Source organism: Thetidibacter halocola, from assembly GCF_018224955.1.
GTDB lineage: Bacteria > Pseudomonadota > Alphaproteobacteria > Rhodobacterales > Rhodobacteraceae > Thetidibacter > Thetidibacter halocola.
The window spans coordinates 342,887-368,914 of record NZ_JAGTUU010000004.1 but is presented as its reverse complement, the minus strand read 5'-3'; the positions used below and the strand labels follow the sequence as shown (position 1 = coordinate 368,914).

Annotated in this window: 28 protein-coding genes; 17 read left to right on the top strand and 11 right to left on the bottom strand. The window is 66.2% G+C overall.

Translation table 11 applies throughout. The annotated features are described in order from the left end of the window. Positions 1-112: 112 nt before the first annotated feature. The 5 genes from KB874_RS23300 to gloB all read right to left on the bottom strand — a co-directional run bounded on the left by KB874_RS23300 (position 113) and on the right by gloB (position 6,725). Positions 113-1,192, bottom strand: a complete 1,080-nt coding sequence (locus KB874_RS23300; protein ID WP_212536739.1) for a M48 family metallopeptidase — start codon at positions 1,190-1,192, stop codon at positions 113-115. After that, positions 1,189-2,469, bottom strand: coding sequence for a DUF898 family protein (locus KB874_RS11790; RefSeq protein WP_212536738.1), 1,281 nt, complete (start codon positions 2,467-2,469; stop codon positions 1,189-1,191). Before KB874_RS11790 ends, KB874_RS23300 begins: the two co-directional genes overlap by 4 nt. Before the next feature lie 60 nt (positions 2,470-2,529). Next, positions 2,530-3,486, bottom strand: a complete 957-nt coding sequence (locus tag KB874_RS11785) for a M23 family metallopeptidase (protein WP_212536737.1) — start codon at positions 3,484-3,486, stop codon at positions 2,530-2,532. Beyond that, complete coding sequence (gene clpA / locus KB874_RS11780) at positions 3,483-5,813, bottom strand: ATP-dependent Clp protease ATP-binding subunit ClpA (protein WP_212536736.1); 2,331 nt, start codon at positions 5,811-5,813, stop codon at positions 3,483-3,485. The genes KB874_RS11785 and clpA overlap by 4 nt, the downstream gene beginning before the upstream one ends. A gap of 150 nt (positions 5,814-5,963) precedes the next feature. After that, complete coding sequence (gene gloB, locus KB874_RS11775) at positions 5,964-6,725, bottom strand: hydroxyacylglutathione hydrolase (protein WP_212536735.1); 762 nt, start codon at positions 6,723-6,725, stop codon at positions 5,964-5,966. A 62-nt stretch (positions 6,726-6,787) separates the two neighbouring features. Between gloB and KB874_RS11770 the strand changes: the two genes are divergently transcribed. The 8 genes from KB874_RS11770 (at position 6,788) to KB874_RS11735 (ending at position 13,875) form a co-directional block, all read left to right on the top strand. Continuing rightward, a complete protein-coding gene (locus KB874_RS11770) occupies positions 6,788-7,534 on the top strand; it encodes a methyltransferase domain-containing protein (RefSeq protein WP_212536734.1) in 747 nt (248 codons plus the stop codon). A gap of 280 nt (positions 7,535-7,814) precedes the next feature. Continuing rightward, the gene (locus KB874_RS11765; RefSeq protein WP_346346541.1) at positions 7,815-8,381 is read left to right on the top strand and encodes a F0F1 ATP synthase subunit delta; all 567 of its coding nucleotides are present in this window, start codon (positions 7,815-7,817) and stop codon (positions 8,379-8,381) included. After that, positions 8,382-9,920 carry a F0F1 ATP synthase subunit alpha gene (gene atpA / locus KB874_RS11760; RefSeq protein ID WP_212536732.1) on the top strand — a complete coding sequence of 513 codons (1,539 nt, stop codon included), beginning with the start codon at positions 8,382-8,384 and terminating at the stop codon, positions 9,918-9,920. Positions 9,921-9,932: 12 nt separating this feature from the next. After that, positions 9,933-10,814 carry a F0F1 ATP synthase subunit gamma gene (locus KB874_RS11755; RefSeq protein WP_212536731.1) on the top strand — a complete coding sequence of 294 codons (882 nt, stop codon included), beginning with the start codon at positions 9,933-9,935 and terminating at the stop codon, positions 10,812-10,814. 18 nt (positions 10,815-10,832) lie between these two features. Further along, positions 10,833-12,257, top strand: coding sequence for a F0F1 ATP synthase subunit beta (gene atpD / locus KB874_RS11750; RefSeq protein ID WP_212536730.1), 1,425 nt, complete (start codon positions 10,833-10,835; stop codon positions 12,255-12,257). Positions 12,258-12,309: 52 nt separating this feature from the next. After that, positions 12,310-12,744, top strand: a complete 435-nt coding sequence (locus KB874_RS11745; protein ID WP_212536729.1) for a F0F1 ATP synthase subunit epsilon — start codon at positions 12,310-12,312, stop codon at positions 12,742-12,744. A gap of 91 nt (positions 12,745-12,835) precedes the next feature. Next, positions 12,836-13,477, top strand: a complete 642-nt coding sequence (locus KB874_RS11740) for a MarC family protein (RefSeq protein WP_212536728.1) — start codon at positions 12,836-12,838, stop codon at positions 13,475-13,477. A gap of 47 nt (positions 13,478-13,524) precedes the next feature. Further along, complete coding sequence (locus KB874_RS11735) at positions 13,525-13,875, top strand: H-type lectin domain-containing protein (RefSeq protein WP_212536727.1); 351 nt, start codon at positions 13,525-13,527, stop codon at positions 13,873-13,875. Positions 13,876-13,961: 86 nt separating this feature from the next. Here the strand turns inward: KB874_RS11735 and KB874_RS11730 are convergent, their stop codons facing one another. Then, positions 13,962-14,969, bottom strand: coding sequence for a ribose-phosphate pyrophosphokinase (locus KB874_RS11730; RefSeq protein WP_212536726.1), 1,008 nt, complete (start codon positions 14,967-14,969; stop codon positions 13,962-13,964). A gap of 93 nt (positions 14,970-15,062) precedes the next feature. On the opposite strand from KB874_RS11730, the gene KB874_RS11725 reads away from it, so the two are divergent. Together KB874_RS11725 and KB874_RS11720 are read left to right on the top strand one after the other, a co-directional pair. Then, positions 15,063-15,662 (top strand): 2-hydroxychromene-2-carboxylate isomerase, encoded by a 600-nt coding sequence (locus KB874_RS11725; RefSeq protein WP_212536725.1) that lies wholly within the window; start codon positions 15,063-15,065, stop codon positions 15,660-15,662. Next, positions 15,659-16,447: an alpha/beta fold hydrolase gene (locus KB874_RS11720; RefSeq protein ID WP_212536724.1), complete on the top strand. Its 789-nt coding sequence runs from the start codon at positions 15,659-15,661 to the stop codon at positions 16,445-16,447. Before KB874_RS11725 ends, KB874_RS11720 begins: the two co-directional genes overlap by 4 nt. Here the strand turns inward: KB874_RS11720 and KB874_RS11715 are convergent. Further along, positions 16,444-17,223 (bottom strand): ChaN family lipoprotein, encoded by a 780-nt coding sequence (locus tag KB874_RS11715; protein WP_212536723.1) that lies wholly within the window; start codon positions 17,221-17,223, stop codon positions 16,444-16,446. The genes KB874_RS11720 and KB874_RS11715 overlap by 4 nt on opposite strands. After that, entirely contained in the window at positions 17,220-18,098 is an 879-nt protein-coding gene (locus tag KB874_RS11710) for an RNA polymerase factor sigma-32 (protein WP_212536722.1), read from the bottom strand. The genes KB874_RS11715 and KB874_RS11710 overlap by 4 nt, the downstream gene beginning before the upstream one ends. A 234-nt stretch (positions 18,099-18,332) precedes the next feature. Between KB874_RS11710 and KB874_RS11705 the strand changes: the two genes are divergently transcribed. Further along, on the top strand, positions 18,333-19,199 hold the full coding sequence (locus tag KB874_RS11705; protein ID WP_212536721.1) for a glutathione S-transferase: 867 nt from the start codon (positions 18,333-18,335) through the stop codon (positions 19,197-19,199). A 4-nt stretch (positions 19,200-19,203) separates the two neighbouring features. Here KB874_RS11705 and KB874_RS11700 read toward each other — a convergent pair whose 3' ends face one another. After that, positions 19,204-19,992 carry a protein-disulfide reductase DsbD domain-containing protein gene (locus KB874_RS11700; protein WP_212536720.1) on the bottom strand — a complete coding sequence of 263 codons (789 nt, stop codon included), beginning with the start codon at positions 19,990-19,992 and terminating at the stop codon, positions 19,204-19,206. A gap of 146 nt (positions 19,993-20,138) precedes the next feature. Here KB874_RS11700 and KB874_RS11695 point away from each other — a divergent pair, with 146 nt between their 5' ends. After that, positions 20,139-20,720 (top strand): YqgE/AlgH family protein, encoded by a 582-nt coding sequence (locus KB874_RS11695; protein ID WP_212536719.1) that lies wholly within the window; start codon positions 20,139-20,141, stop codon positions 20,718-20,720. Positions 20,721-20,724: 4 nt separating this feature from the next. Here the strand turns inward: KB874_RS11695 and KB874_RS11690 are convergent, their stop codons facing one another. Then, positions 20,725-21,687: an L-threonylcarbamoyladenylate synthase gene (locus KB874_RS11690; RefSeq protein ID WP_249200422.1), complete on the bottom strand. Its 963-nt coding sequence runs from the start codon at positions 21,685-21,687 to the stop codon at positions 20,725-20,727. 114 nt (positions 21,688-21,801) lie between these two features. On the opposite strand from KB874_RS11690, the gene KB874_RS11685 reads away from it, so the two are divergent. Beyond that, the gene (locus KB874_RS11685) at positions 21,802-23,502 is read left to right on the top strand and encodes an acyl-CoA dehydrogenase (protein WP_212536718.1); all 1,701 of its coding nucleotides are present in this window, start codon (positions 21,802-21,804) and stop codon (positions 23,500-23,502) included. After that, positions 23,502-24,539: an MBL fold metallo-hydrolase gene (locus KB874_RS11680; protein ID WP_212536717.1), complete on the top strand. Its 1,038-nt coding sequence runs from the start codon at positions 23,502-23,504 to the stop codon at positions 24,537-24,539. Before KB874_RS11685 ends, KB874_RS11680 begins: the two co-directional genes overlap by 1 nt. Before the next feature lies 1 nt (position 24,540). Here KB874_RS11680 and KB874_RS11675 read toward each other — a convergent pair whose 3' ends face one another. After that, positions 24,541-24,786: a DUF6356 family protein gene (locus tag KB874_RS11675; RefSeq protein WP_212536716.1), complete on the bottom strand. Its 246-nt coding sequence runs from the start codon at positions 24,784-24,786 to the stop codon at positions 24,541-24,543. A 103-nt stretch (positions 24,787-24,889) separates the two neighbouring features. On the opposite strand from KB874_RS11675, the gene KB874_RS11670 reads away from it, so the two are divergent. The 3 genes from KB874_RS11670 (at position 24,890) to KB874_RS11660 (ending at position 26,020) form a co-directional block, all read left to right on the top strand. Then, positions 24,890-25,351: an Lrp/AsnC family transcriptional regulator gene (locus KB874_RS11670; RefSeq protein ID WP_212536715.1), complete on the top strand. Its 462-nt coding sequence runs from the start codon at positions 24,890-24,892 to the stop codon at positions 25,349-25,351. Between the two features lie 13 nt (positions 25,352-25,364). Then, positions 25,365-25,796, top strand: a complete 432-nt coding sequence (locus KB874_RS11665) for a DUF6173 family protein (protein ID WP_212536714.1) — start codon at positions 25,365-25,367, stop codon at positions 25,794-25,796. An 89-nt stretch (positions 25,797-25,885) separates the two neighbouring features. Next, positions 25,886-26,020, top strand: a complete 135-nt coding sequence (locus KB874_RS11660) for an aa3-type cytochrome c oxidase subunit IV (RefSeq protein WP_212536713.1) — start codon at positions 25,886-25,888, stop codon at positions 26,018-26,020. The last annotated feature ends 8 nt before the right edge of the window (positions 26,021-26,028 follow it).

Sequence of the window (26,028 nt, the reverse complement as noted above, 5' to 3'; positions counted from 1 at the left end):
GCGGTCCCGCGCCTTTCCCGGCAGGTGATAGCGCGGGCGTCCCGGGCGAAACAGTGAAAAAACGTCACGTTGGCGCCATCCGACGCCGCGTTTTCCGCGCTGCGGCATGGAATCAGCCGCAGATCGCCTTCAACGCCCGCCATTCGTCATCGTTCAGCAGCGGTGTCGCGGCAAAGTCCGGTGGCGTGGCGGTGCGCGCCGCAGCGATGCGGTCGCCCAGCCGGGGATGGGCCATGAAATGCGCCATGATGCCTTCGTCGTCGCCGCCCAGCCTGCGGAACCGCTCGAACATCTCGGCCAGCGCATCCGGCGGTAGGCCCGCCGCCAGCAGCAGGTCGGCGGCAAAGGCATCGGCGGCGGCCTCGGCCGACTGGCTGTATTGCGCGTCGATCAACCGCTCGGCGAGGAACAGCACCAGGGCGCCACCGGCGAAATCGCCAAAGACCAGCCCCAGCACCCCGATTGACCCGGCCGAGCGCAGTGCGTGCCGGGTGGGATCGCGGCTGACCACATGGCCGATCTCGTGGGCGAAGACGGCGGCGACCTCCTCGGGGCTACCGGCCTCGTCGATCAGGCCACGAAAGAACACGACATAGCCGCCGGGCAGCGCGAAGGCGTTGACCATCTTGTGGTCCAGCACGTGCACGGACAGGGGCTGGCCCTCGGGCATCGCGGCGGCCAGCCGGGCCTCCATCCTTTGCAGCGCGGCCAGGCCCGCGGGCGCGGTGCAAAAGCCTACCGACTGCGTTCCGCTTTCGTCCAGCGCGCTACGGATCTGGGACAAAGTGACCTCGCCGAGCGCGCGCTCGCCTTCGGGCGGGATGAACACCGCCAGCTGGTCGGCCATCTTCGGCACCAGAACGAAGACGATCAGCGCGACCGAGGCCACCGCTGCCGCCGCCCAGATCCAGATCTGGCGACGTTGCACGGCGGGCACCGGTGCGGTGCGCCTTGGCAGCTGCGCGGCCAGCGACCGGTCGGGCAGGATCAGCCGTTGCACCGCGTCGTCCGCGCGCCGCAGGATCAGCAGGTCCGCGCCGCCCTGGTCGGGCACTTCGCGGACCTCGTCCAATGGCCAGTTCACACCCGGCCCGGTCAGGCTGCGCCGCGCCGGGTCGAGCTGAAGCCGGATGTCGCGCGGCTCGGCGCTTTGCCCGTCGAAATGGATGGCCCTTGTCTCGAACCCGGTCACAACGAGGCTCCCACGTCCAGCGCCTCGGCAAAGCCTTCGGCCTCGATATGCTCGTCGCGGGGGCGCTGGCGGATCGCGGCAAGCCCGCCGGAGCCGGTCAGTTGCAGGCCCTGGGCATAATGGCGCGTCAGCGGCATGGTGATCAGGGCGTGGGTCAGCGCCGACCAGATCAGGAAGATCGAGAAATACAGCGCCACCCCCAGCAGCACCAGAACCCAGCGGTCCAGCCCGGCCCAAGGCAGGCTGTCGAGCCCCATGTCGGCCAGCGTCTCGGCCGACTGGACGAAGACGAACAGCGCGCCCAGCACCGAAGCCGGCAGCGCGATGCCGAGGCCCGACAGCAGGTAGCCGACCAGGTGAATGCGCAGCACCTTGCGCGGGCTGGCCGCCAAGCGCAGGCCCACGCCGTCCAACGTCTTGGTCGCGGTCAGGCGGACCAGGGTTTCGACCCGGTAATAGGCCAGCCCGTAGAGCATCAGGATGCCGGCCAGCAGGAACAGCAGGAACGACAGACCGCCCGCGCCCGAGCCAAGCGCGCCTGTCGCGACCAGGCCCAGCAGCAGCGCAAGCGCGATCCATTTCAGCGCCGGAAACAGCATCGTCCAGCCTCCGCCCTGGTGCAGCCGCCGGTCGCCGAAAAAGGTCCGGTCGGTGCGGTATTGCTCCAGCTTGAAGGTCATTCGCGGCCAGAGCAGGCCAAGGCTGAGCAGGGTCAGCAGCCAGTGCCCCAGTGCGCGCGCGGCATAGCCCCAGGCCCCCGGCTCCAGCCCGAAGCGCAGCCCGCGCCAGCGGGTGCGGGCCAGCACGTATCGGCGGGCGCGGTACTGGGCGTAGAACCACAGCGGGATCACACCCACGAAGGACAGCAGGTAGGCGGCGACATTGCCTTGCAGCAGCGCGAAGCTGGCGAACATCAGCAGCAGGTTCACCACGCCGATGTAAAAGGCGAGGATGACCACCGCAAAGAGAAAGCCCAGCAGCTTTTCCAGCGGATCGCCGACATATTCCAGCGGCACGCCGCCGATGCGGATCGACGACCAATACCAGCGGCGCAGGCGCGTCTTCATCCAGAAGCGGTAGAAGCCGAGAGTCAGCACCGTGAGCCCGCCAGTGCGTAGCGCGAGCCAGAACAGCGGCCGCCCACGCCCGACAAAAGCGCCTTGCAGCGTGTCCTGGGCAGGCGCGGACGGGTCGGCTGGCTTGACGGGCTCGTCCGCCGGGGCGGTTTCGACCGTGCCGCTGGCGCGGGCCCAGGGGTTGCGGGGTCTGTCCTGCATGGTTGCTCGCCTTCTTCCGGCGCAGAGTGGCCGAAGCCCGCGGCGCGGGCAAGTCGCAGGTCAGGGCACCGTGACATCGGCGTGGCGCGCCGCGATCAGCCGGTCGCCGCGTAGGACGGTGACGAAGCCGCGATAGGCACCGGGGGGCCATCCGCCCTCTGGCGCGCGGCGGCCAAAGGCGCGGAACAACTGCGCCTTGCCCTCGTCGATGGTTTCCTCGTGATCGAACAGGGCGCCGCCCGGCCCCTCGACCCGCATCAGCATCCGGTCGCCGGTTTCGGCGTGAAAGGCGTAGCCATACAGCACCAGGGGTGCGTCCCGCCCGATCTTGGCGCGGCGGGCATCGCCGCTGCGCACCGCGTCGAAGCCGGGCACGCCGTCGCTGAAACCGGCGGTGAACAGGCCGCTGCGGTCATAGGGGATCGGATCGAGCCAGAGCGTCTCCTGCGCCTCGCCGCAGCGCGCGGCACCCGGTGCGAAGGGATCGACCTCGGACCCGTCGGCATTCAGCACGCTGATATGGACATGGGGATAGGTCGTCTGTCCCGACAGGCCAACGCGCCCGATGGGCTGACCGGCCTGCACCCGGTCGCCCGAGTGCACGCCGATCGATCCCTGCGCCATGTGGCAATACAGTGTCTTCAACCCGTTTTCATGCCCGATCCGCACCGCGTTGCCGCATTCCCGCCCCTCGACCGAGGACGCGTTTTCGGGTGTCAGGATCCGGTCGGTCATGCCGTCGCGGGTCGCCTCGACCACGCCGGAGGCGGCGGCCAGCACGTTCACGCCTGCCTCCATCGCGGCAAAATCGGGCAGGGCGATGTCGGTGCCGCGATGGTCGTCGCGGGATTTCGCACCGCACATGTAGTCCGATTGCCCCGGCCCGGGATCGGCATCGACGTAATCCTCGATGAAGCAGGTCGTGCCGGGAACACAGTCGATGGGCAGGCTCAGAAACGGCTCCGCCGCGAGGGATCCCGCGGCGGAGAGAACCGTGATGAGGAGCGCAGCCCTCATTCCGCCGTCAGCAGCGGTGGCTTTTTCGAACCGAGGCGCGGCTTGTCCGGGCCGTCGATCTTCAGCTCGATCTGGCCATCCTTGACCCCGACCTTGACGACGCCACCCTTCGCCAGCTTGCCGAACAGCAGTTCCTCGGCCAGCGGCTTCTTGATGTGTTCCTGGATCACGCGGCCCAGCGGGCGCGCGCCCATCTTGTCGTCATAGCCCTTGTCGCCCAGCCACTCGGCGGCAGGCTTGGTCAGTTCGATGGTCACGTTGCGATCCATCAGCTGAGCCTCGAGTTGCAGCACGAACTTTTCGACCACTTGCAGGATCACCGACTTGGGCAGCGGCGCAAAGCTGATGACCGCGTCCAGACGGTTGCGGAATTCCGGCGTGAAGGTCCGCTCGATCGCGGCGGTATCCTCGCCCTCGCGGCGGTCGCGGCCGAACCCGATCGCGGCCTTGGCCTGTTCGGCAGCGCCCGCGTTCGAGGTCATGATGAGGATCACGTTGCGGAAATCCACCGTCCGACCGTTGTGGTCGGTCAACGTGCCGTGGTCCATCACCTGAAGCAGGATGTTGTAGACATCCGGGTGCGCCTTCTCGATCTCGTCCAGCAGCAGAACGCAATGCGGATGCTGGTCGACGCCATCGGTCAGCTGCCCGCCCTGGTCGAAACCGACATAGCCCGGAGGCGCGCCGATCAGGCGGGAAACCGCGTGCTTCTCCATGTATTCCGACATGTCGAAGCGCAGCAGTTCGACACCCAGCGACGTCGCCAATTGCTTGGCCACCTCGGTCTTGCCCACGCCGGTCGGGCCGGCGAACAGGTAGTTGCCGATGGGCTTTTCGGGCTCACGCAGGCCGGCACGGGCCAGCTTGATTGCGCTCGACAGTGCCTCGATCGCGGCATCCTGGCCGAAGACCACGCGCTTGAGCGTGTTCTCCAGGTCTTTCAGCAACTCGGCATCATCCTTGGAGACGTTCTTCGGCGGGATGCGGGCGATCTTTGCCACGACGGCCTCGATCTCCTTCTGGCCGATGGACTTGCGCCGCTTGCTTGCGGCCAGCAGGTGCTGGGCCGCCCCTGCCTCGTCGATCACGTCGATTGCCTTGTCTGGCAGCTTGCGATCGTTGATGTAGCGCGCCGACAGCTCAACCGCCGACTTGATCGCGTCGCCGGTATACTTGACGGAGTGGTGATCCTCGAAATAGGGCTTCAGCCCCTTCAGGATCTTGATCGTGTCCTCGACCGAGGGCTCGTTCACGTCGATCTTCTGGAACCGGCGCGACAGCGCGCGATCCTTTTCGAAGTGCTGGCGGAACTCCTTGTAGGTGGTCGAGCCCATGGTGCGCAGCTTGCCGCCCTGAAGTGCGGGCTTGAGCAGGTTCGAGGCGTCCATCGCCCCACCCGAGGTCGCGCCGGCGCCGATCACGGTGTGGATCTCGTCGATGAAGAGCACCGCGTCGGGATGCTCCTCGAGTTCCTGCACCACGGCCTTCAGCCGCTCCTCGAAATCGCCGCGATAGCGGGTGCCGGCCAGCAGCGCGCCCATGTCGAGGCTGTAGATCGTGGCCTTGGCCAGCACCTCGGGCACCTCGCCCGAGACGATCTTTCGCGCCAGTCCCTCGGCGATGGCGGTCTTGCCGACGCCGGGATCGCCGACCAGCAGCGGGTTGTTCTTGCGCCGGCGGCACAGCACCTGGATGCAACGCTCGACCTCGTGTTCGCGGCCGATCAGCGGGTCAATGTCGCCCTTGCGCGATTTGGCGTTCAGGTCGACGCAATACTTGCCCAATGCGGATTCCTTGTCGGACCCGCCCTGTGCCGCTTCGGCCTGCTGGCTTTCCTCCTCGGCCTCGGTCGCGCCCTGCACCGGGCGGCTTTCGCCATAGGCCGGGTTCTTGGCCACGCCATGCGCGATGAAGTTCACCGCGTCATACCGGGTCATGTCCTGTTCCTGGAGGAAGTAGGCCGCGTTGCTCTCGCGCTCGGCGAAGATGGCGACCAGCACGTTGGCGCCCGTCACTTCCGTCCGGCCGGAGGACTGGACATGGATTGCGGCGCGCTGGATCACGCGCTGGAAAGCGGCGGTCGGCACCGCCTCGGACCCTTCGATGTCGGTCACGAGGTTGGCCAGGTCCTCGTCGACGAATTCGACCAGGGTGGTGCGCAGCTCTTCGGTATCGACAGAGCAAGCTTTCATCACGCGGGCCGCGTCGGGTTCGTCGATCAGCGCGAGCAACAGGTGCTCGAGCGTCGCAAATTCGTGGCTGCGCGAATTGGCCAGCGCCAGCGCCGAATGGATTGCCTGCTCTAGGGTCGTCGAGAATGAAGGCACGATTGTGCTCCTCTTGTCTGCGCTGGGTCCGTGTGGATCAGCATTGCCTCTCTAGGTTAAAGTTTGGTCGATTGGCCCCTGTCTTCAAGTTTTTTCTTTTCTTGACTGTATCACAAATCATGGCGGACCGGTCATTTGCCGTGCGTCTGGTCAGAACCGGTCCTTGCGGCTGCGGATCTCTGCGAAAACCTTGGCGTCACTGGCGGTTTTCATCCCCAGCGCGGCCTTTACCAGCGGGTTCGACGCACGCAGGAAAGGGTTTGTTTCCAGTTCCAGCGACAGGGGCACCTGAGCGGTGGGTTCGCCCCGGCCGCGCGCTTGCGCCACAGCCTCTGCACGAAATTTAAGCGCTTCGTTCCCGGCTTCAATGGTCAATGCGAAACGGATGTTCGATGTTGTGTATTCGTGCCCGGAATACACCATGGTCTCGGGCGGCAGGGCTGCCAGTTTCGACAGGCTCTGCCACATCATCTCGGGCGTGCCTTCGAACACGCGGCCGCAGCCGCAGGCCATCAGGCTGTCCGCGGTAAAGACCGCCCTGGCCTTCGGGAAATGGAAGGCCATGTGGCCCAGCGTGTGGCCCGGAACCATCAGCGGCACGGTATACGCATCGCCCTCGCCGCCGTTCATGCCCTCCTCCAGCGCCATGTCCAGCGGCGGCAGCTTGGCCTCTTCGGCCTTGGGGCCCATGACCTTGCAGCCATAGCGCGCGCGCAATTCCTCGACGCCGCCGACGTGGTCGTGGTGGTGGTGCGTGATCAGGATCGTGTCGAGCGTCCAGCCCCGCGCGGTCAGCGCATCGACGATCGGGCCGGCCTCGGGCGCGTCGACCAGGCAAACACCGTCTGGCCCCTGGACGAGGTAGGCGTAGTTGTCGGAGAGGCAGGGGATCGTCACGATGTCGAGGGGCATGGCCTTTCCTTCCGGGCTTTGTCAGACTGCCACCAGTCAAACACCTTGGGGCGGGGGCCGCAATGCATCTGGACGTGCAGACCCTGCGCGATTTCTACTACCGCAGCGCGCTGGGCCGCGCCGCACAGAAGATCATCCGTGACGAGGTCGTGCGCTTCTGGCCCGAGACACAGGGCCGAACGGTGGCGGGCTACGGTTTCGCCGTGCCGCTTCTGCGGCCCTTCCTGAAGGAGTCGCGCCGGGTGATCGCGCTGATGCCCGCGCCCCAGGGCGTGATGGCCTGGCCGGGTGGCGGGCTGCCCAATGTGTCCGTCCTGTGCGAGGAAACGTCCTGGCCGCTGGAAACGGGTCACGTTGACCGGCTGGTGCTGATGCACGGGCTCGAGACGTCCGAGCGGGCCTCGGAACTGCTGGACGAGTGTTACCGCGTTCTGGGGCCGGGCGGCGAGGCGCTGTTCGTGCTGCCCAACCGTTCGGGGCTATGGGCGCGCTCCGACCGCACGCCTTTCGGTTATGGTCGACCCTATTCGCTGGGCCAACTCGAGACGCAGCTGAAACGCCACGATTTCGTCCCCGAGGCGCATCTGTCGGTGCTGTATCAGCCGCCGTCGACCCGCCGTTTCTGGATGCGGACGGCGCAGCTGTGGGAAGGCACGGGGCGCGCGATCCCGGCGATCATGGCGGGGGGCGTGATGCTGGTGCTGGCGTCGAAGAAGCATCCGCCGACGCGCCGCGGCGTCGGGCAGGCGGTGCGCATCCCCAATCCGCTGGAGGTTCTGAGCCCCGGCAAGGCGCCGAAACCGGTCTGATCCGAAGCGGTTTCGCGGGATTCTGCGCGCGAAACCGGCGCCGGGTCCACATTTTTTGCCGCATTGCGGCGGCACGAAAGGTCGCAGTTTGCGATAACTTCGCCTAACCGACTGAAAACACGAAATATCGTGGAATCCCTTATATCCCGTTACCATGTTGCGAGGTGGGGAAGGCTCTGCTACATCCGCCGCGATATTTGTGCCTTGGGTCACACAAGGCTGTAAAACGCCCTCGGGCGCCCGGGAGACCGGTGCGCCACGGGGGCAGCATATCGGAAGGGTGGACGTGTCTGAATCAGCATCGATTTCCTCCGGCATCGCCGAGCGCTATGCCACCGCCGTCTTCGAGATCGTCAAGGAATCCAAGGACCTTGCAAAGCTTGAAGCCAATCTCGACGACCTTTCGGCAGCACTTGCCGAAAGCAAGGACCTGCGCGACCTGCTGAAATCCCCTATCTACTCGCGCGAGGCGCAGGGGGGCGCGATCACCGCGATCGCGACCAAGATGGGCCTGATTCCCGCGATGACCAGCGTTCTGGGCCTGATGGCGTCCAAGCGTCGCCTGTTCGTCGTGCCCGCGATGATCGTCCGCCTGCGCGAGATGATCGCCAAGGAAAAGGGCGAAGTGACGGCCGATGTCGTGTCGGCCAAGGCGCTGACCGCCACCCAGGTCAAGAAACTCGCCGAGACGCTCAAGGCCAACGTCGGCCAGGACGTCAAGATCAATGCGACCGTGGATGAAACCCTCATCGGCGGTCTTGTCGTCAAGATGGGCTCGAAGATGATCGACACCTCGATCCGCGCCAAGCTCAACTCCCTCCAGAATGCAATGAAAGAGGTCGGATAAATGGGTATCCAAGCAGCCGAGATTTCTGCGATCCTAAAGGACCAGATCAAGAACTTTGGCCAGGAGGCCGAAGTCGCCGAGGTAGGCCGCGTGCTGTCCGTCGGTGACGGTATCGCCCGCGTCTACGGCCTCGACAACATCCAGGCCGGCGAGATGGTCGAGTTCCCCGGTGGCATCATGGGGATGGCGCTGAACCTCGAGACCGACAACGTCGGTATCGTGATCTTCGGCTCGGACCGGGACATCAAGGAAGGCGACACTGTCAAGCGGACGAACGCCATCGTGGACGTGCCCGCCGGTGACGAGCTGCTGGGCCGTGTCGTGGACGGCCTCGGCAACCCGCTGGACGGCAAGGGCCCGATCAACACCACCGAGCGCCGCGTCGCCGACGTCAAGGCGCCGGGCATCATCCCGCGCAAGTCTGTGCACGAGCCGATGGCGACCGGCCTCAAGGCCGTCGATGCCATGATCCCGATCGGCCGCGGCCAGCGCGAGCTGATCATCGGCGACCGCCAGACCGGCAAGACCGCCGTGGCGCTCGACGCGATCCTGAACCAGAAGTCCTACAACGACGCCGCCGGCGACGACGAGAGCAAGAAGCTGTATTGCATCTACGTCGCCGTGGGCCAGAAGCGCTCGACCGTGGCGCAGCTGGTCAAGAAGCTCGAGGAAACCGGCGCGATCGACTACACGATCGTCGTGGCCGCAACCGCGTCCGACCCGGCCCCGATGCAATTCCTGGCGCCCTACTCCGCGACCGCGATGGCGGAACACTTCCGCGACAACGGTCGCCATGCGCTGATCATCTACGATGACCTTTCCAAGCAGGCCGTCGCCTATCGTCAGATGTCGCTGCTGCTGCGCCGTCCGCCGGGCCGCGAAGCCTATCCGGGCGACGTCTTCTACCTGCACTCGCGCCTGCTCGAGCGTTCGGCCAAGCTGAACGAGGACAATGGCGCCGGTTCGCTGACCGCGTTGCCGATCATCGAGACCCAGGGCGGCGACGTGTCGGCCTTTATCCCGACCAACGTGATCTCGATTACCGACGGCCAGATCTTCCTGGAGACCGAATTGTTCTACCAGGGCATCCGCCCGGCCGTGAACACCGGTCTGTCGGTGTCGCGCGTGGGCTCGTCGGCCCAGACCAACTCGATGAAATCGGTTGCCGGCCCGATCAAGCTGTCGCTGGCCCAGTATCGTGAAATGGCTGCCTTTGCGCAGTTCGGTTCCGACCTCGACGCCGCCACCCAGCAGCTGCTGAACCGCGGCTCGCGCCTGACCGAACTGATGAAGCAGGCGCAGTATTCGCCCCTGACCAACGCCGAGATCGTCGTCGTGATCTGCGCCGGCACCATGGGCTACCTGGACAAGGTTCCGGTCAAGGATGTCGGCCGCTTCGAAAAGGGCCTGCTGGCCCATGTTCGCGGCAAGCACGCAGACCTGCTCGAGTGGATCACCAAGGAAGACCCCAAGATCAAGGGCGACGCCGAACAGAAAATCCGGGCCGTGCTGACTGAATTCGCCTCGGACTTCTCGTAAGAGGATCATCCGATGCCCAACCTCAAGGACCTGAAAAACAGGATCGCGTCGGTCAAGTCGACCCGCAAGATCACCAAGGCCATGCAGATGGTGGCCGCCGCGAAACTGCGGCGGGCACAGGACGCGGCCGAGGCGGCCCGCCCCTATGCGGAACGCTTCAACGCGGTGATGGCGTCGCTGGCCACGTCGGTCGGAGACAGTGACAGCGCTCCCCGCCTCTTGGCGGGGACCGGCAAGGACGACGTGCAGCTGCTGGTGGTTCTGACCGCCGAACGCGGCCTGTGCGGCGGCTTCAACTCGAACATCGTCAAGCTGGCCAAGACCCGGATTGCCGAGCTCAAGGCCAAGGGCAAGACGGTCAAGATCCTGACCGTCGGCAAGAAGGGCCGCGAGCAGCTCAAGCGCGACCATGCGGCGCTCTTCGTCGGCCATGTCGACCTTAGCGACGTCAAGCGCCTCGGCTACGGCAACGCGCAGGACATCGCGCGGGATGTTCTGGCACGCTTTGACAATGCCGAGTTCGACGTGGCGACGATCTTCTACGCCAAGTTCAACTCTGTCATCAGCCAGGAGCCGCGCGCCCAGCAGGTGATCCCCGCTTCCTACGGGACGGCCGAGGATCACCAGGACGGTGCGAGCACGCTCTACGACTACGAGCCGGACGAGGAATCGATCCTCGCCGATCTGCTGCCGCGCGGTGTCGCGACTCAGATCTTCTCGGCCCTGCTGGAGAATGCGGCGTCGGAACAGGGCGCACGGATGAGCGCGATGGACAATGCGACCCGAAACGCGGGCGACATGATCGACCGGCTGACGATCGAATACAACCGTTCGCGTCAGGCTGTCATCACCAACGAGCTGATCGAAATCATTTCGGGCGCCGAGGCGCTCTAAGGAAATCGGAGACGAAACATGGCAAACGCAAAAGGCAAGATCACGCAGGTGATTGGCGCCGTGGTCGACGTTCAGTTCGAAGATCACCTGCCGGAAATCCTGAACGCGCTGAACACCGAGAACCAGGGCAAGAAACTGGTTCTCGAAGTGGCGCAGCATCTGGGCGAGAACACCGTCCGCACCATCGCAATGGACGCGACCGAAGGTCTGGTCCGCGGCCAGGAAGTGGTCGACACCGGCTCGCCGATCTCGGTTCCGGTCGGCACGGCAACGCTGGGCCGCATCCTGAACGTCGTGGGTGAGCCCGTGGACGAAGGTGGCCCGGTCGAGGCGGATGAATACCGCCCGATCCATGCCGAGGCCCCGGCCTTCTCCGAGCAGTCGACCGAGTCGGAAATCCTCGTCACCGGTATCAAGGTCATCGACCTGCTGGCGCCCTATTCCAAGGGCGGCAAGATCGGCCTGTTCGGCGGCGCCGGCGTGGGCAAGACGGTTCTGATCATGGAACTGATCAACAACATCGCCAAGGTGCACTCGGGCTACTCGGTGTTCGCAGGTGTGGGTGAACGGACCCGCGAAGGCAACGACCTCTATCACGAGATGATCGAATCCAACGTCATCAAGCCCGACAACCTGTCGGAATCGCAGGTGGCGCTGGTCTACGGCCAGATGAACGAGCCTCCGGGCGCGCGTGCCCGCGTGGCGCTGACCGGCCTGACCCTGGCCGAGCAGTTCCGCGACGCATCCGGCACCGACGTTCTGTTCTTCGTCGACAACATCTTCCGCTTCACGCAGGCCGGTTCCGAGGTGTCCGCACTTCTGGGCCGTATCCCGTCGGCCGTGGGCTACCAGCCGACGCTGGCGACCGACATGGGCGCGATGCAGGAACGCATCACCTCGACCAAGAACGGCTCGATCACGTCGATCCAGGCCGTCTACGTTCCCGCGGACGACCTCACCGACCCGGCGCCTGCCACGACCTTCGCCCACCTCGACGCAACGACCGTTCTGTCGCGCGCGATCTCGGAACTGGGCATCTACCCGGCCGTGGACCCGCTCGACTCGTCCTCGCGCCTGATGGATCCGCAGATCGTCGGCGAAGAGCACTACCAGGTCGCACGTGACGTGCAGGGGATCCTCCAGCGCTACAAGTCGCTGCAGGACATCATCGCCATCCTCGGGATGGACGAACTGTCCGAAGAGGACAAGCTGACCGTCAGCCGCGCGCGCAAGATCCAGCGCTTCCTGTCGCAACCCTTCGACGTGGCCAAGGTATTCACCGGCTCGGACGGCATTCAGGTTCCGCTGGAAGACACGATCAAGTCGTTCAAGGCCGTCGTGGCCGGCGAATACGACCACCTGCCCGAGGCGGCCTTCTACATGGTCGGCGGCATCGAAGAGGTGATCGCCAAGGCCGAGAAGCTGGCCGCAGACGCTGCCTGATCCAACCCTTTGGGAGTGCCTCCGGGCACTCCCGATGTGAAAGGAGTTTCACATGGCGGACACGATGAAGTTCGACCTCGTCTCTCCCGAGCGCAAGCTGCTCTCGGCGCAGGTGACGGCGGTCCAGATCCCGGGCTCGGATGGCGACATGACCGCCATGCCGAACCATGCGCCCACGATCACCACGCTGCGTCCCGGTCTGCTGACGGTGGAAACCACCGAAGGCACCAGGCAGTTCGTGGTCACTGGCGGCTTTGCCGAGATCGGTGAAAGCCTGTCGGTTCTGGCCGAAAAGGCCCTGCCACGCGAGGACATGGACCAGGCGACCTACGAGGCGCTGGTGGACGAGGCGCAGCGCGCCTACCAGCAGACCAAGGAAGCCTATCCGAACGAGCCGGGCCCCGTCGACGACGCGGCCAAGCTGCTGATGGACATGGTGGCGGTCGGCTCCCATATCGGGCTGGACCCCAAGCAGCCGTCTCTCTGATCCGGTCGGCAGAGTATCCAGGCCCCGGTGACCGAGACGGTCGCCGGGGCCTTTCTTTTGCAAGCACAACCGAAGGACGCGGGCGACACACATGACCTGGGCCGAAGTCATTCGCGAGTTCATTACGCTGGTCGTGGTCATCGACCCGATCGGCAGCCTGCCAGTCTTCTACTTTGCAACCGCCAGTTTGCCGGTCGCCTTGCACTGGAAATTCGCCGCCCGTGCCGTCCTGGTCGCCTGGATCGTTCTGATGCTCTTCCTGGTCGGTGGGCAGATCCTGCTCGAGGCGATTGGTCTGCGCTTCGGCTCGTTCCAGATCGCCGGCGGCATCGTGCTGTTCCTGTTCGCGATGACGATGATCTTCGGCGAATCCAAACCCGATCGGGAGATCGCAGAGGCCGGGCGGGACGACCTGTCCGGTGCGGTCTTCCCTCTTGCCATGCCCTCGATCGCCTCGCCGGGCGCCATGCTTGCCATCGTGGTTCTGACCGATAACCACGCCAACCCGGTCGCCGACCAGGTGGTGACTGCCGGGCTTCTGACGCTGGTCCTGTTGCTGACGCTGGGGCTTCTGTTGCTGGGGGCGAAATTGAAACCCTATCTCGGCAACACCGGCGCGAGCGTCATCAGTCGCGTGATGGGAATCATCTTGGCGACCGTCGCGGTGGATGCCGTCCTGGTCGGGTTGGATGCGGTCGGCGCACTGACCCTCGACGCGGCGGGACAGAATTGACCGCGCGCTTGTGGCGGTCTTAGAGTGCTGCAACGGAGAGGCGTTGCATGAAGAAGTACGTGGGCTCGATGATCGGGGTCGATCAGGGCAATGACGAGGTCTTTTCCGATTTCGCCTCGGGTGGGGACATGTGGACGGGGCAGGGCGCGCGCGAGCGGCGCAAGCGCGTTGCCTTTTCGGAGCCGTTCCGCAAGGTGCCTAGCGTGCAGGTCTCGCTGTCGCTCTGGGACATGGATCAGGGCGCGAACGTGCGCGCCGACATCGCTGCCGACAATGTTACGGAGGACGGGTTCGACCTGGTGTTCCGGACCTGGTCGGATACCCGTGTCGCCCGCGTCCGGATGAGCTGGATGGCGATCGGCGAGGTTGCCAGCGAGGACGACTGGGAACTGCTCTGAGCCCAGGGGGGTGTGCGTCTCCCGCCGTCGGCTGCGCTGTCGTCCCCGCGGTATTCGTGAATCGAAGAAGCGGGCCCAATATAACCTTAGAGAATACCTTCGTAGATCGGGCCGAGCGTCTCCGTCTCGAACAGCGACGAGACGCTGGTGCCGTTCCAGATGTTCAGGATTGCCTGCGCGAAAAGCGGCGCGGTGGGCAGGACGCGGATGTTTGGCGCCTCGCTGATCGGGCCGGTGGGCTGGATCGAATCGGTCAGCACGAGGGATTTCATGACCGAATTCGTCACCCGTTCGACCGCGGGGCCGGACATAACGCCGTGACTGATATAGGCGTGCACCTCGGTCGCGCCGTGTTCGATCAGCACCTCGGCCGCCTTGCAGAGCGTGCCCGCGGTGTCGCACATGTCGTCGACGATGATGCAGCGCTTGCCCGTCACCTCGCCGATGACGGTCATCTCGGCGATTTCGCCGGGCTTTTCGCGGCGCTTGTCGACGATCGAAAGCGGCGCGCCGATGCGTTTGGCCAGCTCGCGGGCGCGGGCCACGCCGCCCACGTCGGGCGAGATCACCATGACGTCGGAGAGGTCCTTGAACTGCTTCTTGATGTCCAGCGCGAAGATCGGGCTGGCATAGAGGTTGTCCACCGGGATGTCGAAGAAGCCCTGGATCTGCGCCGCGTGCAGGTCCATCGTCAGCACCCGCTCGATTCCCGAGGTGACCATCATGTTCGCCACCAGCTTGGCGCTGATCGGCGTGCGCGCCTTGGTGCGGCGGTCCTGCCTTGCATAGCCGAAATAGGGGATCACAGCCGTGATCCGGGCCGCCGAGGACCGGCGCAGCGCGTCGGCCATGATCAGAAGTTCCATCAGGTTGTCGTTAGCCGGGTTCGACGTGCTTTGCAGGATGAACATGTCCTCGCCGCGGACGTTCTCGTAGACCTCGACGAAGATTTCCTGGTCGTTGAACCGTTCGACCCGCGCGTTCACCAGCGAGACGCTCATCCCGCGATAAAGCGACATGCGCCGGGCGATGGCCTGGGCCAGCGGTTTGTTGGCATTCCCTGCGATCAGCTTGGGTTCGATCAGGTTGGGCATGGTCTGGCCTCGGCGCTTGACGGATTCGTGACGTTGCGGTGCGCATAGCATGGCCCTAGGTTGCCTGCCAGCAACACGCGCGGAGGCGGAACCATGGCCCATATCGACTACTTTTTCGCGACCCTGTCGCCCTACACCTATCTCGCCGGCACAAGGCTGGAGCAGATCGCCGCGAAACACGGCGCAACCATCACCTACAAACCCCTGGACATCCTGGCCCTGTTTGCGCGCACCGGCGGCACCGCGCCGGCACAAAGGCACCCGAACCGGCAGGCGTGGCGGGCACAGGAACTGACCCGCGCCTCGAAGAAGACCGGCCTGCCGCTGAACCTGAAGCCGGCGCACTGGCCGACCAATGCCGCGCCTTCGGCCTATGCGATCATCGCGGCGCAGAATGCGGGCGGCGGCGACCTGGGCGCGCTGGTGCATGCGATCCTGCGCGCGTGCTGGACCGAGGACAAGGACGTGGCCGACGACGCCGTGATCCGTGCGGCGCTGGAAGAGGCCGGGTTTGACCCGAAGCTTGCCGACAGCGGGCTTCTGGTCGGTGCCGAGACCTATGCGAAGAACCTGGATGAAGCGGTCGAGCGGGGCGCCTTTGGCGCGCCGACCTACCTGGTCGACAGCGGGCAGATCTTCTGGGGCCATGACCGGCTGGACGATCTCGATGCCCATCTGGCAGGCGATCTTTGACGGCAGGGCTGGTCCTGCGCGAGATGGGGCAGGGCGCCGACCGCGCCCTGCTGCTGCATTGCGGGCAGGGCGTTTCGGGCATGTGGAAAGGCGTGGCGCGGCTGCTGGCAGACCGCCTGACCATGGTGGCGCCCGACCTGCCGGGTCATGGTCGCAGCGCGCCCTTTGCGCCCGGTCGTGACGTGCACGATCAGGCTTGCGATGCCATTCGCCCCCTGTTGCGCGACGGCATACACGTGGTGGGCCACAGTTTCGGTGCCACTGTCGCCTTGCGGCTGGCGCTGGAGGCGCCAGAGCGGATCGCCACGCTGACGGTGGTGGAACCGGTGCTCTTCGCTGCGGCAAGAGGCTCGGCGAGTTTCGCCACGCATCAGGCGGCGGAAGAGGCGTTCTACGCTCCGACCCGATCAGGCGACCTGGCCACGGCAGCGCGCGAGATGAATCGCATCTGGGGTGGCGGCGTGAAATGGGACAGCCTGCGGTCCGAGGCGCAGGCGCTGCTGGCCCGCCAGATGCCCTTCGTCGCGGCGACCGAACCTGCGCTCTGGCACGACTGCCACGGCCTGATGGCAGCTGGCAGGCTGGAGCAGTTGGCCTGCCCCGTGGCGCTGATCCGGGGTTCCGAAACGGTGCCCGTCATAGCGGATATCCATCGTGGCCTGATGGCCCGGCTTCCGTGTGCGACCGACCATGTGGTGGCCGGTGCGGGCCACATGCTGACTGTCACGCATCCCGAGGATGTGGCGCGCGTGGTGGCGGCGCAGCTTGATCTTGCGACCGCCTAGCCGTCCTTTTGGAAGGCGGCGCAGGGGTCGCCGCGCTCGACCGTGTCGGTGATCTCGACGCTGTCGAATGCGCCTTCGGGATCGCCAAAGCCGGTCTCTCCCTGGCCCAGCGCGTGAAAGGTCACGTCCGGCGCGGCGAGGCGCAGCGCGGCGGGGGCGCCCCAGTCGGTGCGGGCATGGCCGTTGCCGGTGATGACCGCGACCGGCGCGCCATGATCCTCGAGCGCGGTCAGCGCGGCACGGGCAAGGAAGGCGTCGCGCAGGCGCTGGATCTCGACCATGACGGGCAGCATCTCTGCCGGCATGGCGTCGCAATGGGCGGCCAGTTGCAGCGCCTCGCGCGCCTGTTGCTGATCCTCGGGCAGGGGATCGGTCAGGCCATAGAGGGACGCGTCGGGACCAAAGATGTCGACGGCGGTTTCAGACATCATGCGCCGCGCCTGTTCGCGTGGCACGGCGGCGCCGTAATAGGTGGCCTCCGGGGCGGCGGCGAAGATCGGGTAATACATCGAGAAGTCGGGCCAGCCGCTCTCGTTCCAGCCAAGCGTGGCTTCGAGCGCGGTCTCGTCCGCGATGAGGGCGGGTGTGATACGGTTGGCTTGGTCCTGCGTCAACATCTCGAAGACCAGGGCGCGCGGCGCTATCTCGGCCACCCGTTCGGCCTGGCGGGCATGATGCGCCGGGTTGTCATGCTGTTCACCGAGGAAGTGCACGTCAGCCCCGGCGGCCAGAGCGGCCGTCGGGGCGAGTAGGAGCGTGAAAACGATGTGTTTCATGCGAGGAAGTGTGCGACTTCCTTGCTCTGGGCCTCAAGCGCTTTCCGCATCTTGGCAAAGGCCGCCGCCTCGAGCTGGCGGACACGTTCCTTGGACAGGCCAAGTTCGGTACCGAGGCTTTCCAGTGTGCGGGCCTCGTCGCGCAGCTTGCGCTCGCGCACGATGAAGCGTTCACGTTCGTTCAGGCCGTTCAGCGCGGTCAGCAGCCATTCGCGCAGTTGTTCTGTGTCGTGGCGGTTCTCGACAATTTCGTCGGCTTGCGCGCTGTCATCCTCCAGCGCGTCGATCCACTCGCGGCCCTCGTCCTCGACCGACTGGGTGGCGTTCAGGGAATAGTCGGAGCCGGACAGGCGGCCTTCCATCATCTCGACGTCGGCCAGCGGCACGCCGATCTCGGTCGCGATCATGTGGCGCAGCTGGTGCCGGTCGAACATCTCGCCCGAGGCTGCGGCCTCGCGCTCCAGCCGGGCCTGGACGCGGCGCATGTTGAAGAACAGCGACTTCTGGCTGCTGGTCGAGCCGGTTCGCACCATCGACCAGTTGCGCATCACGTAATCCTGGATCGACGCCTTGATCCACCACACCGCATAGGTCGAAAAGCGCACGCCGCGGTCGGGGTCGAACTTGTCCGCCGCCTTCATCAGGCCGAGCCCGGCCTCCTGGATAAGGTCGTTCATCGGCGCGCCGTAGCGCTTGAACTTGGCGGCCATCGAGATGGCCAGCCGCATGTAGGCAGTGATCAGGCGGTGCAGGGCCGCCTCGTCGCGCTGATCGCGCCAGGCATAGGCCAGTCGCAATTCGGTCTCGGCGTCCAGCAGCTCGGCCTTCATCGCGCGGCGGGACAGGGTCTGGTCGTTGAATGCGTCAAGTGCCATAAGTCGCTCCCCAGCAGGTCTGTTTCCACAGCCATTTTCTTTGTGGCTCTTGACTGTGTTTACGCAGGCAAACGGCGACCGGATCACTCGGGATCCGAAAAATCTGAAAAAATGTTTCGCAAACGGCGGATGTCCATGTCGATCAAGCCATTTCGCGATGGCCGACCGCAAGAAATCTGATTTCCGCGCGGGCCTGACCGCCGTTAGTCTGTCCCTGTCACCAGGAGGGCACACATGAGTTATACGTTGTTCATCGGGGATCGGACCTATTCCAGCTGGTCATTGCGCGGCTGGATGCTGTTCGCGCGGTTCGGCATCGGCTGCGAGACGCGTCTGGTCGATTTCGACACCGGCGCGGTGGCCGACCAGTTGCCGGGGATGGAGCCCGCGCGCACCGTCCCCTGTGCCCGCACGCCCGAAGGTGCCGTGATCTGGGACAGCTTGGCGATGGCCGAGGAACTGGCCAGCCGCCACCCCGAGGCCGGACTGTGGCCATCCGATCCCGCCGCCCGGGCGACCGCGCGCAGCCTTGCCGCCGAGATGCATTCCGGCTTCAGCGCGCTGCGGCGCGACTGCCCGATGAACCTGCGCGTGGCGCATTCGGGGTTCCAGCCGTCCGAGGCTGTGCTGGCCGACCTGGCGCGGATCGAATCGGTTTGGGCCTTTGCGCGCGAGCGGTTCGCTGCCTCAGGCCCGTGGCTGTTCGGGGCCTATACGGCGGCGGATGTGTTCTTTGCCCCCGTGGCGGCAAGGATTGCCACCTATGACCTAGCGGTGTCCGAGGATGCGCAGGCGTATGTCGCGGCGCATATCGCCGACCCGGAGTTCCGCCGCTGGCGGGCGATGGGCTTTGCCTCGGGCGCGGTTCTTGCGCGCTATGCCAAGGATCTGTCGACCCGGCCATGGCCGGGTCCGGCCCCGCGTCTCGCTCGTGCGGTGGCGCAAGGCACGCCGGAAAACGACGCCTGCCCCTATTCGGGCAAGCCCGTCACGCACCTGATGGCGATGGAGGGCCGCATCTTCGGCTTCTGCAACGCATTTTGCCGGGACAAGACCGTTGCCGACCCCAAGGCCTGGCCGCGTTTCATGGCGTTGGTCTGAGGCGTCAGCCCTTGCAACCGCGAATGTCGATCGCGGTGCCGTCGCCCAGTAGCGTGATGCGGATGCCGGAACGGTCCAGCGCAAAGGCGCCTCCCGACATGTGCCGCATCCGCGCTTCGGCCACCAGCGTCGCGTTCTCGCGATGCGTCTCGGGCTCTGCCACCCAGACGGCCGGATCGGCGGTCTCGATCACGGCCTGCCAGCGTCCGCTCGGGGCGGGGATCTCGGCGCGCAGCCGCAGACCTTTCGCCTCGGGTGATACGGTGCAGCGCACGGCGCCGACCCCGGCCTCCTGCGCGCTCAAGGGCTGGTCGGCCAGCGCGGCGGCGATCACCGGGTCGGGTTTCGTGGCGTTTGGCAGGGCCACGTCGACGCGGACGCGCTGCGGCAGGCAAATGTCCATGCAGACGCCTAGGTCGATGACCCCGCGCAGCCGGGCGTCGCCGCTGCCGTCCAGCGTCACGCGCAGCGGCAGCACCACCTCGTTCTGGTAGCCGACCGACCGCATCCCGGACTGGAAGAAGACATGCGGCGCGGGCCAGTGCACCGCGACGCCGCTGACCCCGGTCGTGCCGCGCCAGTCGAATTCCGGCGGGATGCCCGCATCGCCCGGCGCGCGCCAGTAGGTCTTCCATCCCGGTTCCAGAACCAGGTGCAGCGCCGCCCAGTGGCTGCCATCGGGCAGGCGCCAGCCGGGGCGCAGCTCGGCGCGGATCACGTCCGAGCTGTCGGCAAAGGCGGTGCCGGGCAACAGCAGGGCAAGGCTCAGGGCAAGGGTGCGAAGTATCGTCATGGGACCGGAAATGGCGACTGTCGACTGAAATGGAAAGTCACATTCCGGCGACCCCATGTGTCAGGTGGCGTCTTTGCCACGGCGGCGGCCCTTGCAAGGCGGTGTAACGGTCGCCATTCTCGGCTTATGGCGAGAGAGGTCCAGACATGACGCAAGGCGACGCCGCCACCGTGACCGACCTGACCGGACGGATGCTGATCGCCATGCCGGGCATGGGCGATCCGCGCTTCGAACACGCGGTCGTGTTCATGTGCGACCACTCCTCCGAGGGGGCCATGGGCCTGGTGGTGAACAAGCCCAGCGCCGATCTGGACATGCCCACGCTGCTGTCGCAATTGCAGATCGACCCTGCCGCCGACCTGTCGCGGGTGCGCATCCATTTCGGTGGCCCGGTAGAGATGGGGCGCGGATTCGTGCTGCATTCGGCCGATTACCGCGCGGCCTCGACCACTCTCTCGGTGCGCGAGGACGTGCAGATGACCGCCACGCTGGACGTACTCGAGGACATCGCCGCCGGGCGCGGACCAGAGCGCTGGCTGTTGATGCTGGGCTATGCCGGCTGGGGGGCCGGCCAGTTGGAGGAAGAGCTGGCGCAGAACGCCTGGCTGGTCTGCGAGGGCGTGCCACGGCTGATCTTCGACCTGCCCGATCCCGCCAAGTGGGAGGCCGCGCTTGAATCGCTGGGCGTCGCGGCGCTGGCGCTGTCGGCCGAGGGCGGTCGGGCCTGACGCCCTAGCGTTCCGCCGCCGCCCGGCTGAGCCGGTCGTTGATGGCCACGCCCACGCCCACATGCGGGATCGGCGAGACGGCGATGACCTCTGCGCCGGTGGCATCCAGCCGGTGCAGCGCGTCGAACAGGTTGGCCGCTGCCTCTTCCAGGTCGCCCGAGGGCGACAGGTTCACGTCGCAGGGCACGTCGCCAAAGCCAAGCCGCGCCTCGCCCGGCTCCCAGTCGGTTGCGTTCAGCCGGACGCTGGCCTGCGGCGCGTAATGCGAGCGCAGCTGGCCGGGGGCCGAGATCGCCTCGGACGGGTGGCGTTCGGCCAGCCTGCGGCCCAGCAGCTTTTCCAGGGTTTCCTCGGTAACGCCGCCGGGGCGCAGCAGGGTCGGGTGGCCATACAAGCCCAGGATCGTCGATTCGACGCCCACCGAACACGGCCCGCCATCCAGCACCGCGTCCACCCGGTCGCCCAGCCCCTCGATCACATGCGCGGCGCGGGTCGGGCTGATCTGGCCCGAGCGGTTGGCTGAGGGCGCGGCCACCGGTCCACCGAAGGCCGCCAGCAGGTCACGCGCCACGGGCGCCGCCGGAACTCGCACCGCCAGCGTCGGCAGGCCGGCCGTGACCAGCGACGAGACCGGCGCATCGTCGCGCAGCGGCAGCACCAGCGTCAGCGGCCCGGGCCAGAAGGCCCGCGCCACCAGTTCCGCCTCGACATTCCAAAGAACCAGCGTCTTTGCGGCCTCCATGTCGGCCACGTGCACGATCAGCGGGTTGAAGTTCGGCCGCCCCTTGGCGTCGAAGATCGCGGCAACCGCATCGTCGTTGCAGGCATCCGCGCCCAGGCCATAGACCGTCTCTGTCGGAAAGGCGACCAGCCCACCGCCGCGCAGGATTGCCGCCGCGCGGGACAGGCCCGCCGCGTCGGGTCGCAGCCGTTCGGCGCCTTTCGGCTTCATCGCATCTGCGCTCATGCGCCGGTCCCCCGTGACGCCGCGTTTCGGTTGCCGCCATGGCGGGCATGGCTAGCCTATGCGAAGTTCTGCTACTAAAGCCATGGCCGCTTGCCAAGCCAGACGGAGACGACAATGCCCTTTCGCGCACCGCTCGACGACTATCGCCTGATCCTGAACGACGTGGTCGACTTTGCCCAGGTCACCGCAACCGACCGATTCGCCGAAGCCACGCCCGACATGGTCGACGCGATCCTCGGTGAAGCAGGCAAGATGTGCGAAGAGGTGCTGGCGCCCTTGCAGCGCAACGGCGACACCGACCCCGCCCGGCTGGAGAATGGCGTGGTGCGCACGTCCAGGGGCTTTGCCGAGGGCTACAGGGCGATCGCCGAGGGTGGCTGGGTCGCCATCGCGGCGGACCCGGAGCATGGCGGCATGGGCCTGCCGATGGCGGTAACGACCTGCGTCAACGACATGATGAGCGCGGCCTGCCTCGCGCTGCAACTGAACCCGCTGATGACCCAGGGCCAGATCGAGGCGCTCGAGCATCACGCCAGCGACGAGCTCAAGGCGATCTACCTGCCGAAACTGGTCAGCGGCGAATGGTGCGGCACGATGAACCTGACCGAGCCTCAGGCCGGGTCCGACGTGGGTGCGCTGACGTCGAAGGCCGAGCCGAACGGCGACGGCACCTATGCGATCACCGGCCAGAAGATCTATATCAGCTGGGGTGACAACGATTTCTCGGGCAATGTCTGCCATCTCGTGCTGGCGCGTTTGCCGGGCGCGGCGCCGGGCACCAAGGGGATCAGCCTGTTCCTCGTGCCGAAATTCATCCCCGACGCGCAGGGCAACCCGGGCGTGGCCAACAGCCTCAAGGTCGTCAGCCTGGAGCACAAGATGGGCCTGCATGGCAGCGCGACCTGCGTCATGGCCTACGAGGGGGCGACCGGCTGGCTGGTGGGCGAGCAGCATGACGGCATGCGCGCCATGTTCACCATGATGAACAACGCGCGTCTGGGCGTCGGTGTGCAGGGCATCGGTGTGGCCGAGGGCGCGTATCAGCACGCGCTGGCCTATGCGCAGGACCGCAAGCAGGGGCGCAGCCCCGAAGGTACGATCATCGGCCATGCCGACGTGCGCCGGATGCTGGCCACGATGAAGGCCGAGACCTTTGCCGCGCGCGCCATCGCGCTGTCCCTGGCGGTGTCCATCGACATGGGCAACGCCACCGATGATCCCGAGTGGAAGGCCCGCGCCGCGCTGCTGACGCCCATCGCCAAGGCCTTTGGCACCGATACCGGCATCGACGTGGCGAGCCTTGGTGTGCAGGTGCATGGCGGCATGGGCTATGTCGAGGAAACCGGCGCGGCGCAGTATCTGCGCGACGTGCGCGTGACCGCGATCTACGAGGGCACCAATGGCATCCAGGCGATGGATCTGGTCGGGCGCAAGCTGATGGACGGGGGCGAGGCCGCCTTCCGCCTGCTGGACGAGATCGAGAGCTTTGCCGAGACCGCCCGTGCCACCCATCCCGCGCTGGCAGAGCCGGTTTGGCAGGCCGCCGAGACGCTGCGCGAAACGGTCGAGGCGCTGGTGGCAAGCGACATGGCCGACCGGTTCGCCGTGGCTGTGCCCTTCCTGCGGGGCTTTGCCCGGGTGCTGGGGGCGCATTTCCACCTGCGCGCTGCTGTGGCACGGCCCGACAGCGCGGCCTCGCGGCTGGCGGCCTTCTACATCACGCGGTTGCTGCCCGAGCATGTGGGTCTGCTGGCCCATGCCCGCGCCGGCTCGGATGGGTTGATGGAGATCACGCCCGACGATCTGGCCGCCTGATGGACGGCGCGCGCGGCCCGATCCGCTATCCGTTCGACTCGCCCCCCGCCCCGGGCGAGGCGGTCGAATTGGCCGAGGGCGTGCTCTGGCTGCGCCAGCCGCTGCCGATGAAGCTGGATCACGTCAACGTCTATGCGCTGGACGATGGCGATGGCTGGACGCTGGTCGATACCGGCTTTTCTACTAGGAAAAGCCGCGCGATCTGGGAGACCGCGCTGGCCGGTCCGTTGAAGGGCAAGCCGGTGCGCCGGGTAATCGTCACCCATCACCACCCCGACCACGTGGGCCTTGCGGGCTGGTTTCAGCAGCAGGGCGCCGAACTGGTCACGACGCGCACCGCGTGGCTGTTCGCGCGGATGCTGCAACTGGACGTTCAGGATCGACCCGCGCCGGAAACCGTCGATTATTGGCGGTCCTGCGGCATGGCGCCCGCGATCCTCGATCAGCGGATGAACGAACGCCCGTTCAACTTTGCCGACATGGTCTGGCCGATGCCGCTGGGATTCACCCGGATCCGGCAGGGCGACACGATCCGCGCCGGCGGGCGGGACTGGGATGTGCATGTCGGCAACGGCCACGCGCCGGAACACGCCACGCTTTGGTCGCGCGACTGCACCCTGGTGCTGGCGGGCGACCAGATCCTGCCTTCGATCAGTTCGAATCTCGGCGTCTATGCCACAGAGCCGCAGGCCGATCCGGTGGCCGACTGGCTCGAATCCTGCGAGCGGCTCTCGGGGCTGGGGCGCGAGGATCACCTGGTGCTGGGCGGGCACAAGCTGCCTTTCACCGGGCTGCCCTCGCGGATGCGGCAGCTGGTCGACAATCACCACGGCGCGCTCGACCGGCTGGCGGCGCACCTGGCGCAGCCGCACACGGCGGCCGAATGCTTTGCCCCGCTGTTCAAGCGCAGCATCGGCGACGCTGAATACGGTCTCGCCCTGGTCGAGGCGATGGCCCATTGCCTGCATCTCTGGCACGAGGGCCGCGCCACGCGGACCCGCCGCGAGGACGGCGCGTGGCTGTGGCAGGCGACCTGACCTAGTGCGGCACGCGCCGCGTCATGCGGTCATGCAGGCGGCGGACGATGGTGCTGGCGGTCTTCTCGCACAGGGCGGGAACAAGGGCATGCACCAGCGCGGCACCGGCGGCGACACTCAGCCAGAACCAGAAATGCAGCGCGACCTTCATGTGATCGAAATAGCCCTCGCCGACCGATTCCGGGTGGGCAAGGAAGATGCGCGCCAGAAGCGTCTGCTGGGTGCGGGGCGGGGTGATGTCGGTCATGGCGTGTCCTTTCCTGTCCTGTATCGCCGTTATCGCCCAAGCCCTCTGTGCAGAAATCCCAAATTTCCTTGCGTATATCGATTTTTTGGGATGAAATCCCATTATGGACAGAAAAATTGACGATTTCGACCGCGCCATCCTGCGCCTGCTGCAGCGGGATGCCTCGCTGACCGCCGACGACATTGCCGAAAGGGTGGCGCTGTCGCGCAATGCCTGCTGGCGGCGCATCCGCATGATGGAGGAGGCGGGGGTGATCCGTGGCCGTGTCGTGCTGGCCGACCCGGACAGCCTCGGCTGCCCGCTGGACGTGGTGGTGATGTTGCGCGCCGCCAGCCACGATCCCGGCTGGATGGACCGCTTCCAGGGCGCGGTGCGGGCCATGCCCGAGGTCACCGGCGCCTACCGCATGACCGGCGAGCTGGATTACATGCTGCGGGTTCGCGTCGCCGACGTTCCGGCCTATGATGCCTTCTACAAGCGCCTGATCGCGCGGGTGCCGCTGACCGACATCTCGGCCAGCTTCGTGATGGAAGAAATCAAGGAAACGACGGCGCTGCCCGTCTGAGGAACGATCCGCGATGGCGAAAAAGACCAAGGCCAAGGACACTCCGCGCAAGAGCGCCGTCCATGCCGACGCCCCCGAAGAAGCAGGCGACCCCGTCGAGGCCGTGAACATCGAGGACAAGAGCCCCGCCGAATGGGCCTATGAGCGGCTGGTGGTCTACATCCAGGAGTTCGAATCGCAGCTCGACAATCAGCACGAGGTCGCCATGGGTTTTGCCGGCAGCGATGCCGGAATCGTCCAGATCGAGGGGCTGGGTTTCTTCGATCCCGACATCGTGACTTTCTTCGGCACCGACGAAGACGGCGCGCGGGTGCAGCTGATCCAGCATGTCACGCAGCTCAGCGTCGTGCTGCGCGCCATGCCGAAAGCCCCCGAGGAGGACGCCCCGCGCCGCATCGGCTTTCGCCTGGCAAGCCGCCTCGGCAAGGCTGCGAAAGGAGCGTGACTGCGGCATTTCTTCCGCTTTGCCAGCGTGACAGACCGGGTAAAATGCGCTAACCCCGCTGGGAAACGCAACGAACAGGACCTTTGACGATGGCTGAACACAAGCACGGCTCGATGGACATCACCACGCAGGAAAAGACCTTCGAGGGTTTCATCAACTTCGTCATCCGCGCGGTGATCGTGATCCTCTGCGCCGTCATCTTCCTCGCGATCTTCAACTCCTGATCCCGAAA

Excerpts from the sequence above, each read along its gene's own strand:
- KB874_RS11790 (WP_212536738.1), bottom strand. The coding sequence starts at position 2,469 with ATGCAGGACAGACCCCGCAACCCCTGGGCCCGCGCCAGCGGCACGGTC.
- KB874_RS11785 (WP_212536737.1), bottom strand. The coding sequence starts at position 3,486 with ATGAGGGCTGCGCTCCTCATCACGGTTCTCTCCGCCGCGGGATCCCTC.
- gloB (WP_212536735.1), bottom strand. The coding sequence starts at position 6,725 with ATGCCCCTCGACATCGTGACGATCCCCTGCCTCTCCGACAACTACGCC.
- KB874_RS11770 (WP_212536734.1), top strand. The coding sequence starts at position 6,788 with ATGCATCTGGACGTGCAGACCCTGCGCGATTTCTACTACCGCAGCGCG.
- atpA (WP_212536732.1), top strand. The coding sequence starts at position 8,382 with ATGGGTATCCAAGCAGCCGAGATTTCTGCGATCCTAAAGGACCAGATC.
- KB874_RS11755 (WP_212536731.1), top strand. The coding sequence starts at position 9,933 with ATGCCCAACCTCAAGGACCTGAAAAACAGGATCGCGTCGGTCAAGTCG.
- atpD (WP_212536730.1), top strand. The coding sequence starts at position 10,833 with ATGGCAAACGCAAAAGGCAAGATCACGCAGGTGATTGGCGCCGTGGTC.
- KB874_RS11745 (WP_212536729.1), top strand. The coding sequence starts at position 12,310 with ATGGCGGACACGATGAAGTTCGACCTCGTCTCTCCCGAGCGCAAGCTG.
- KB874_RS11740 (WP_212536728.1), top strand. The coding sequence starts at position 12,836 with ATGACCTGGGCCGAAGTCATTCGCGAGTTCATTACGCTGGTCGTGGTC.
- KB874_RS11735 (WP_212536727.1), top strand. The coding sequence starts at position 13,525 with ATGAAGAAGTACGTGGGCTCGATGATCGGGGTCGATCAGGGCAATGAC.
- KB874_RS11730 (WP_212536726.1), bottom strand. The coding sequence starts at position 14,969 with ATGCCCAACCTGATCGAACCCAAGCTGATCGCAGGGAATGCCAACAAA.
- KB874_RS11725 (WP_212536725.1), top strand. The coding sequence starts at position 15,063 with ATGGCCCATATCGACTACTTTTTCGCGACCCTGTCGCCCTACACCTAT.
- KB874_RS11715 (WP_212536723.1), bottom strand. The coding sequence starts at position 17,223 with ATGAAACACATCGTTTTCACGCTCCTACTCGCCCCGACGGCCGCTCTG.
- KB874_RS11710 (WP_212536722.1), bottom strand. The coding sequence starts at position 18,098 with ATGGCACTTGACGCATTCAACGACCAGACCCTGTCCCGCCGCGCGATG.
- KB874_RS11705 (WP_212536721.1), top strand. The coding sequence starts at position 18,333 with ATGAGTTATACGTTGTTCATCGGGGATCGGACCTATTCCAGCTGGTCA.
- KB874_RS11700 (WP_212536720.1), bottom strand. The coding sequence starts at position 19,992 with ATGACGATACTTCGCACCCTTGCCCTGAGCCTTGCCCTGCTGTTGCCC.
- KB874_RS11695 (WP_212536719.1), top strand. The coding sequence starts at position 20,139 with ATGACGCAAGGCGACGCCGCCACCGTGACCGACCTGACCGGACGGATG.
- KB874_RS11690 (WP_249200422.1), bottom strand. The coding sequence starts at position 21,687 with ATGAGCGCAGATGCGATGAAGCCGAAAGGCGCCGAACGGCTGCGACCC.
- KB874_RS11685 (WP_212536718.1), top strand. The coding sequence starts at position 21,802 with ATGCCCTTTCGCGCACCGCTCGACGACTATCGCCTGATCCTGAACGAC.
- KB874_RS11680 (WP_212536717.1), top strand. The coding sequence starts at position 23,502 with ATGGACGGCGCGCGCGGCCCGATCCGCTATCCGTTCGACTCGCCCCCC.
- KB874_RS11675 (WP_212536716.1), bottom strand. The coding sequence starts at position 24,786 with ATGACCGACATCACCCCGCCCCGCACCCAGCAGACGCTTCTGGCGCGC.
- KB874_RS11670 (WP_212536715.1), top strand. The coding sequence starts at position 24,890 with ATGGACAGAAAAATTGACGATTTCGACCGCGCCATCCTGCGCCTGCTG.
- KB874_RS11665 (WP_212536714.1), top strand. The coding sequence starts at position 25,365 with ATGGCGAAAAAGACCAAGGCCAAGGACACTCCGCGCAAGAGCGCCGTC.
- KB874_RS11660 (WP_212536713.1), top strand. The coding sequence starts at position 25,886 with ATGGCTGAACACAAGCACGGCTCGATGGACATCACCACGCAGGAAAAG.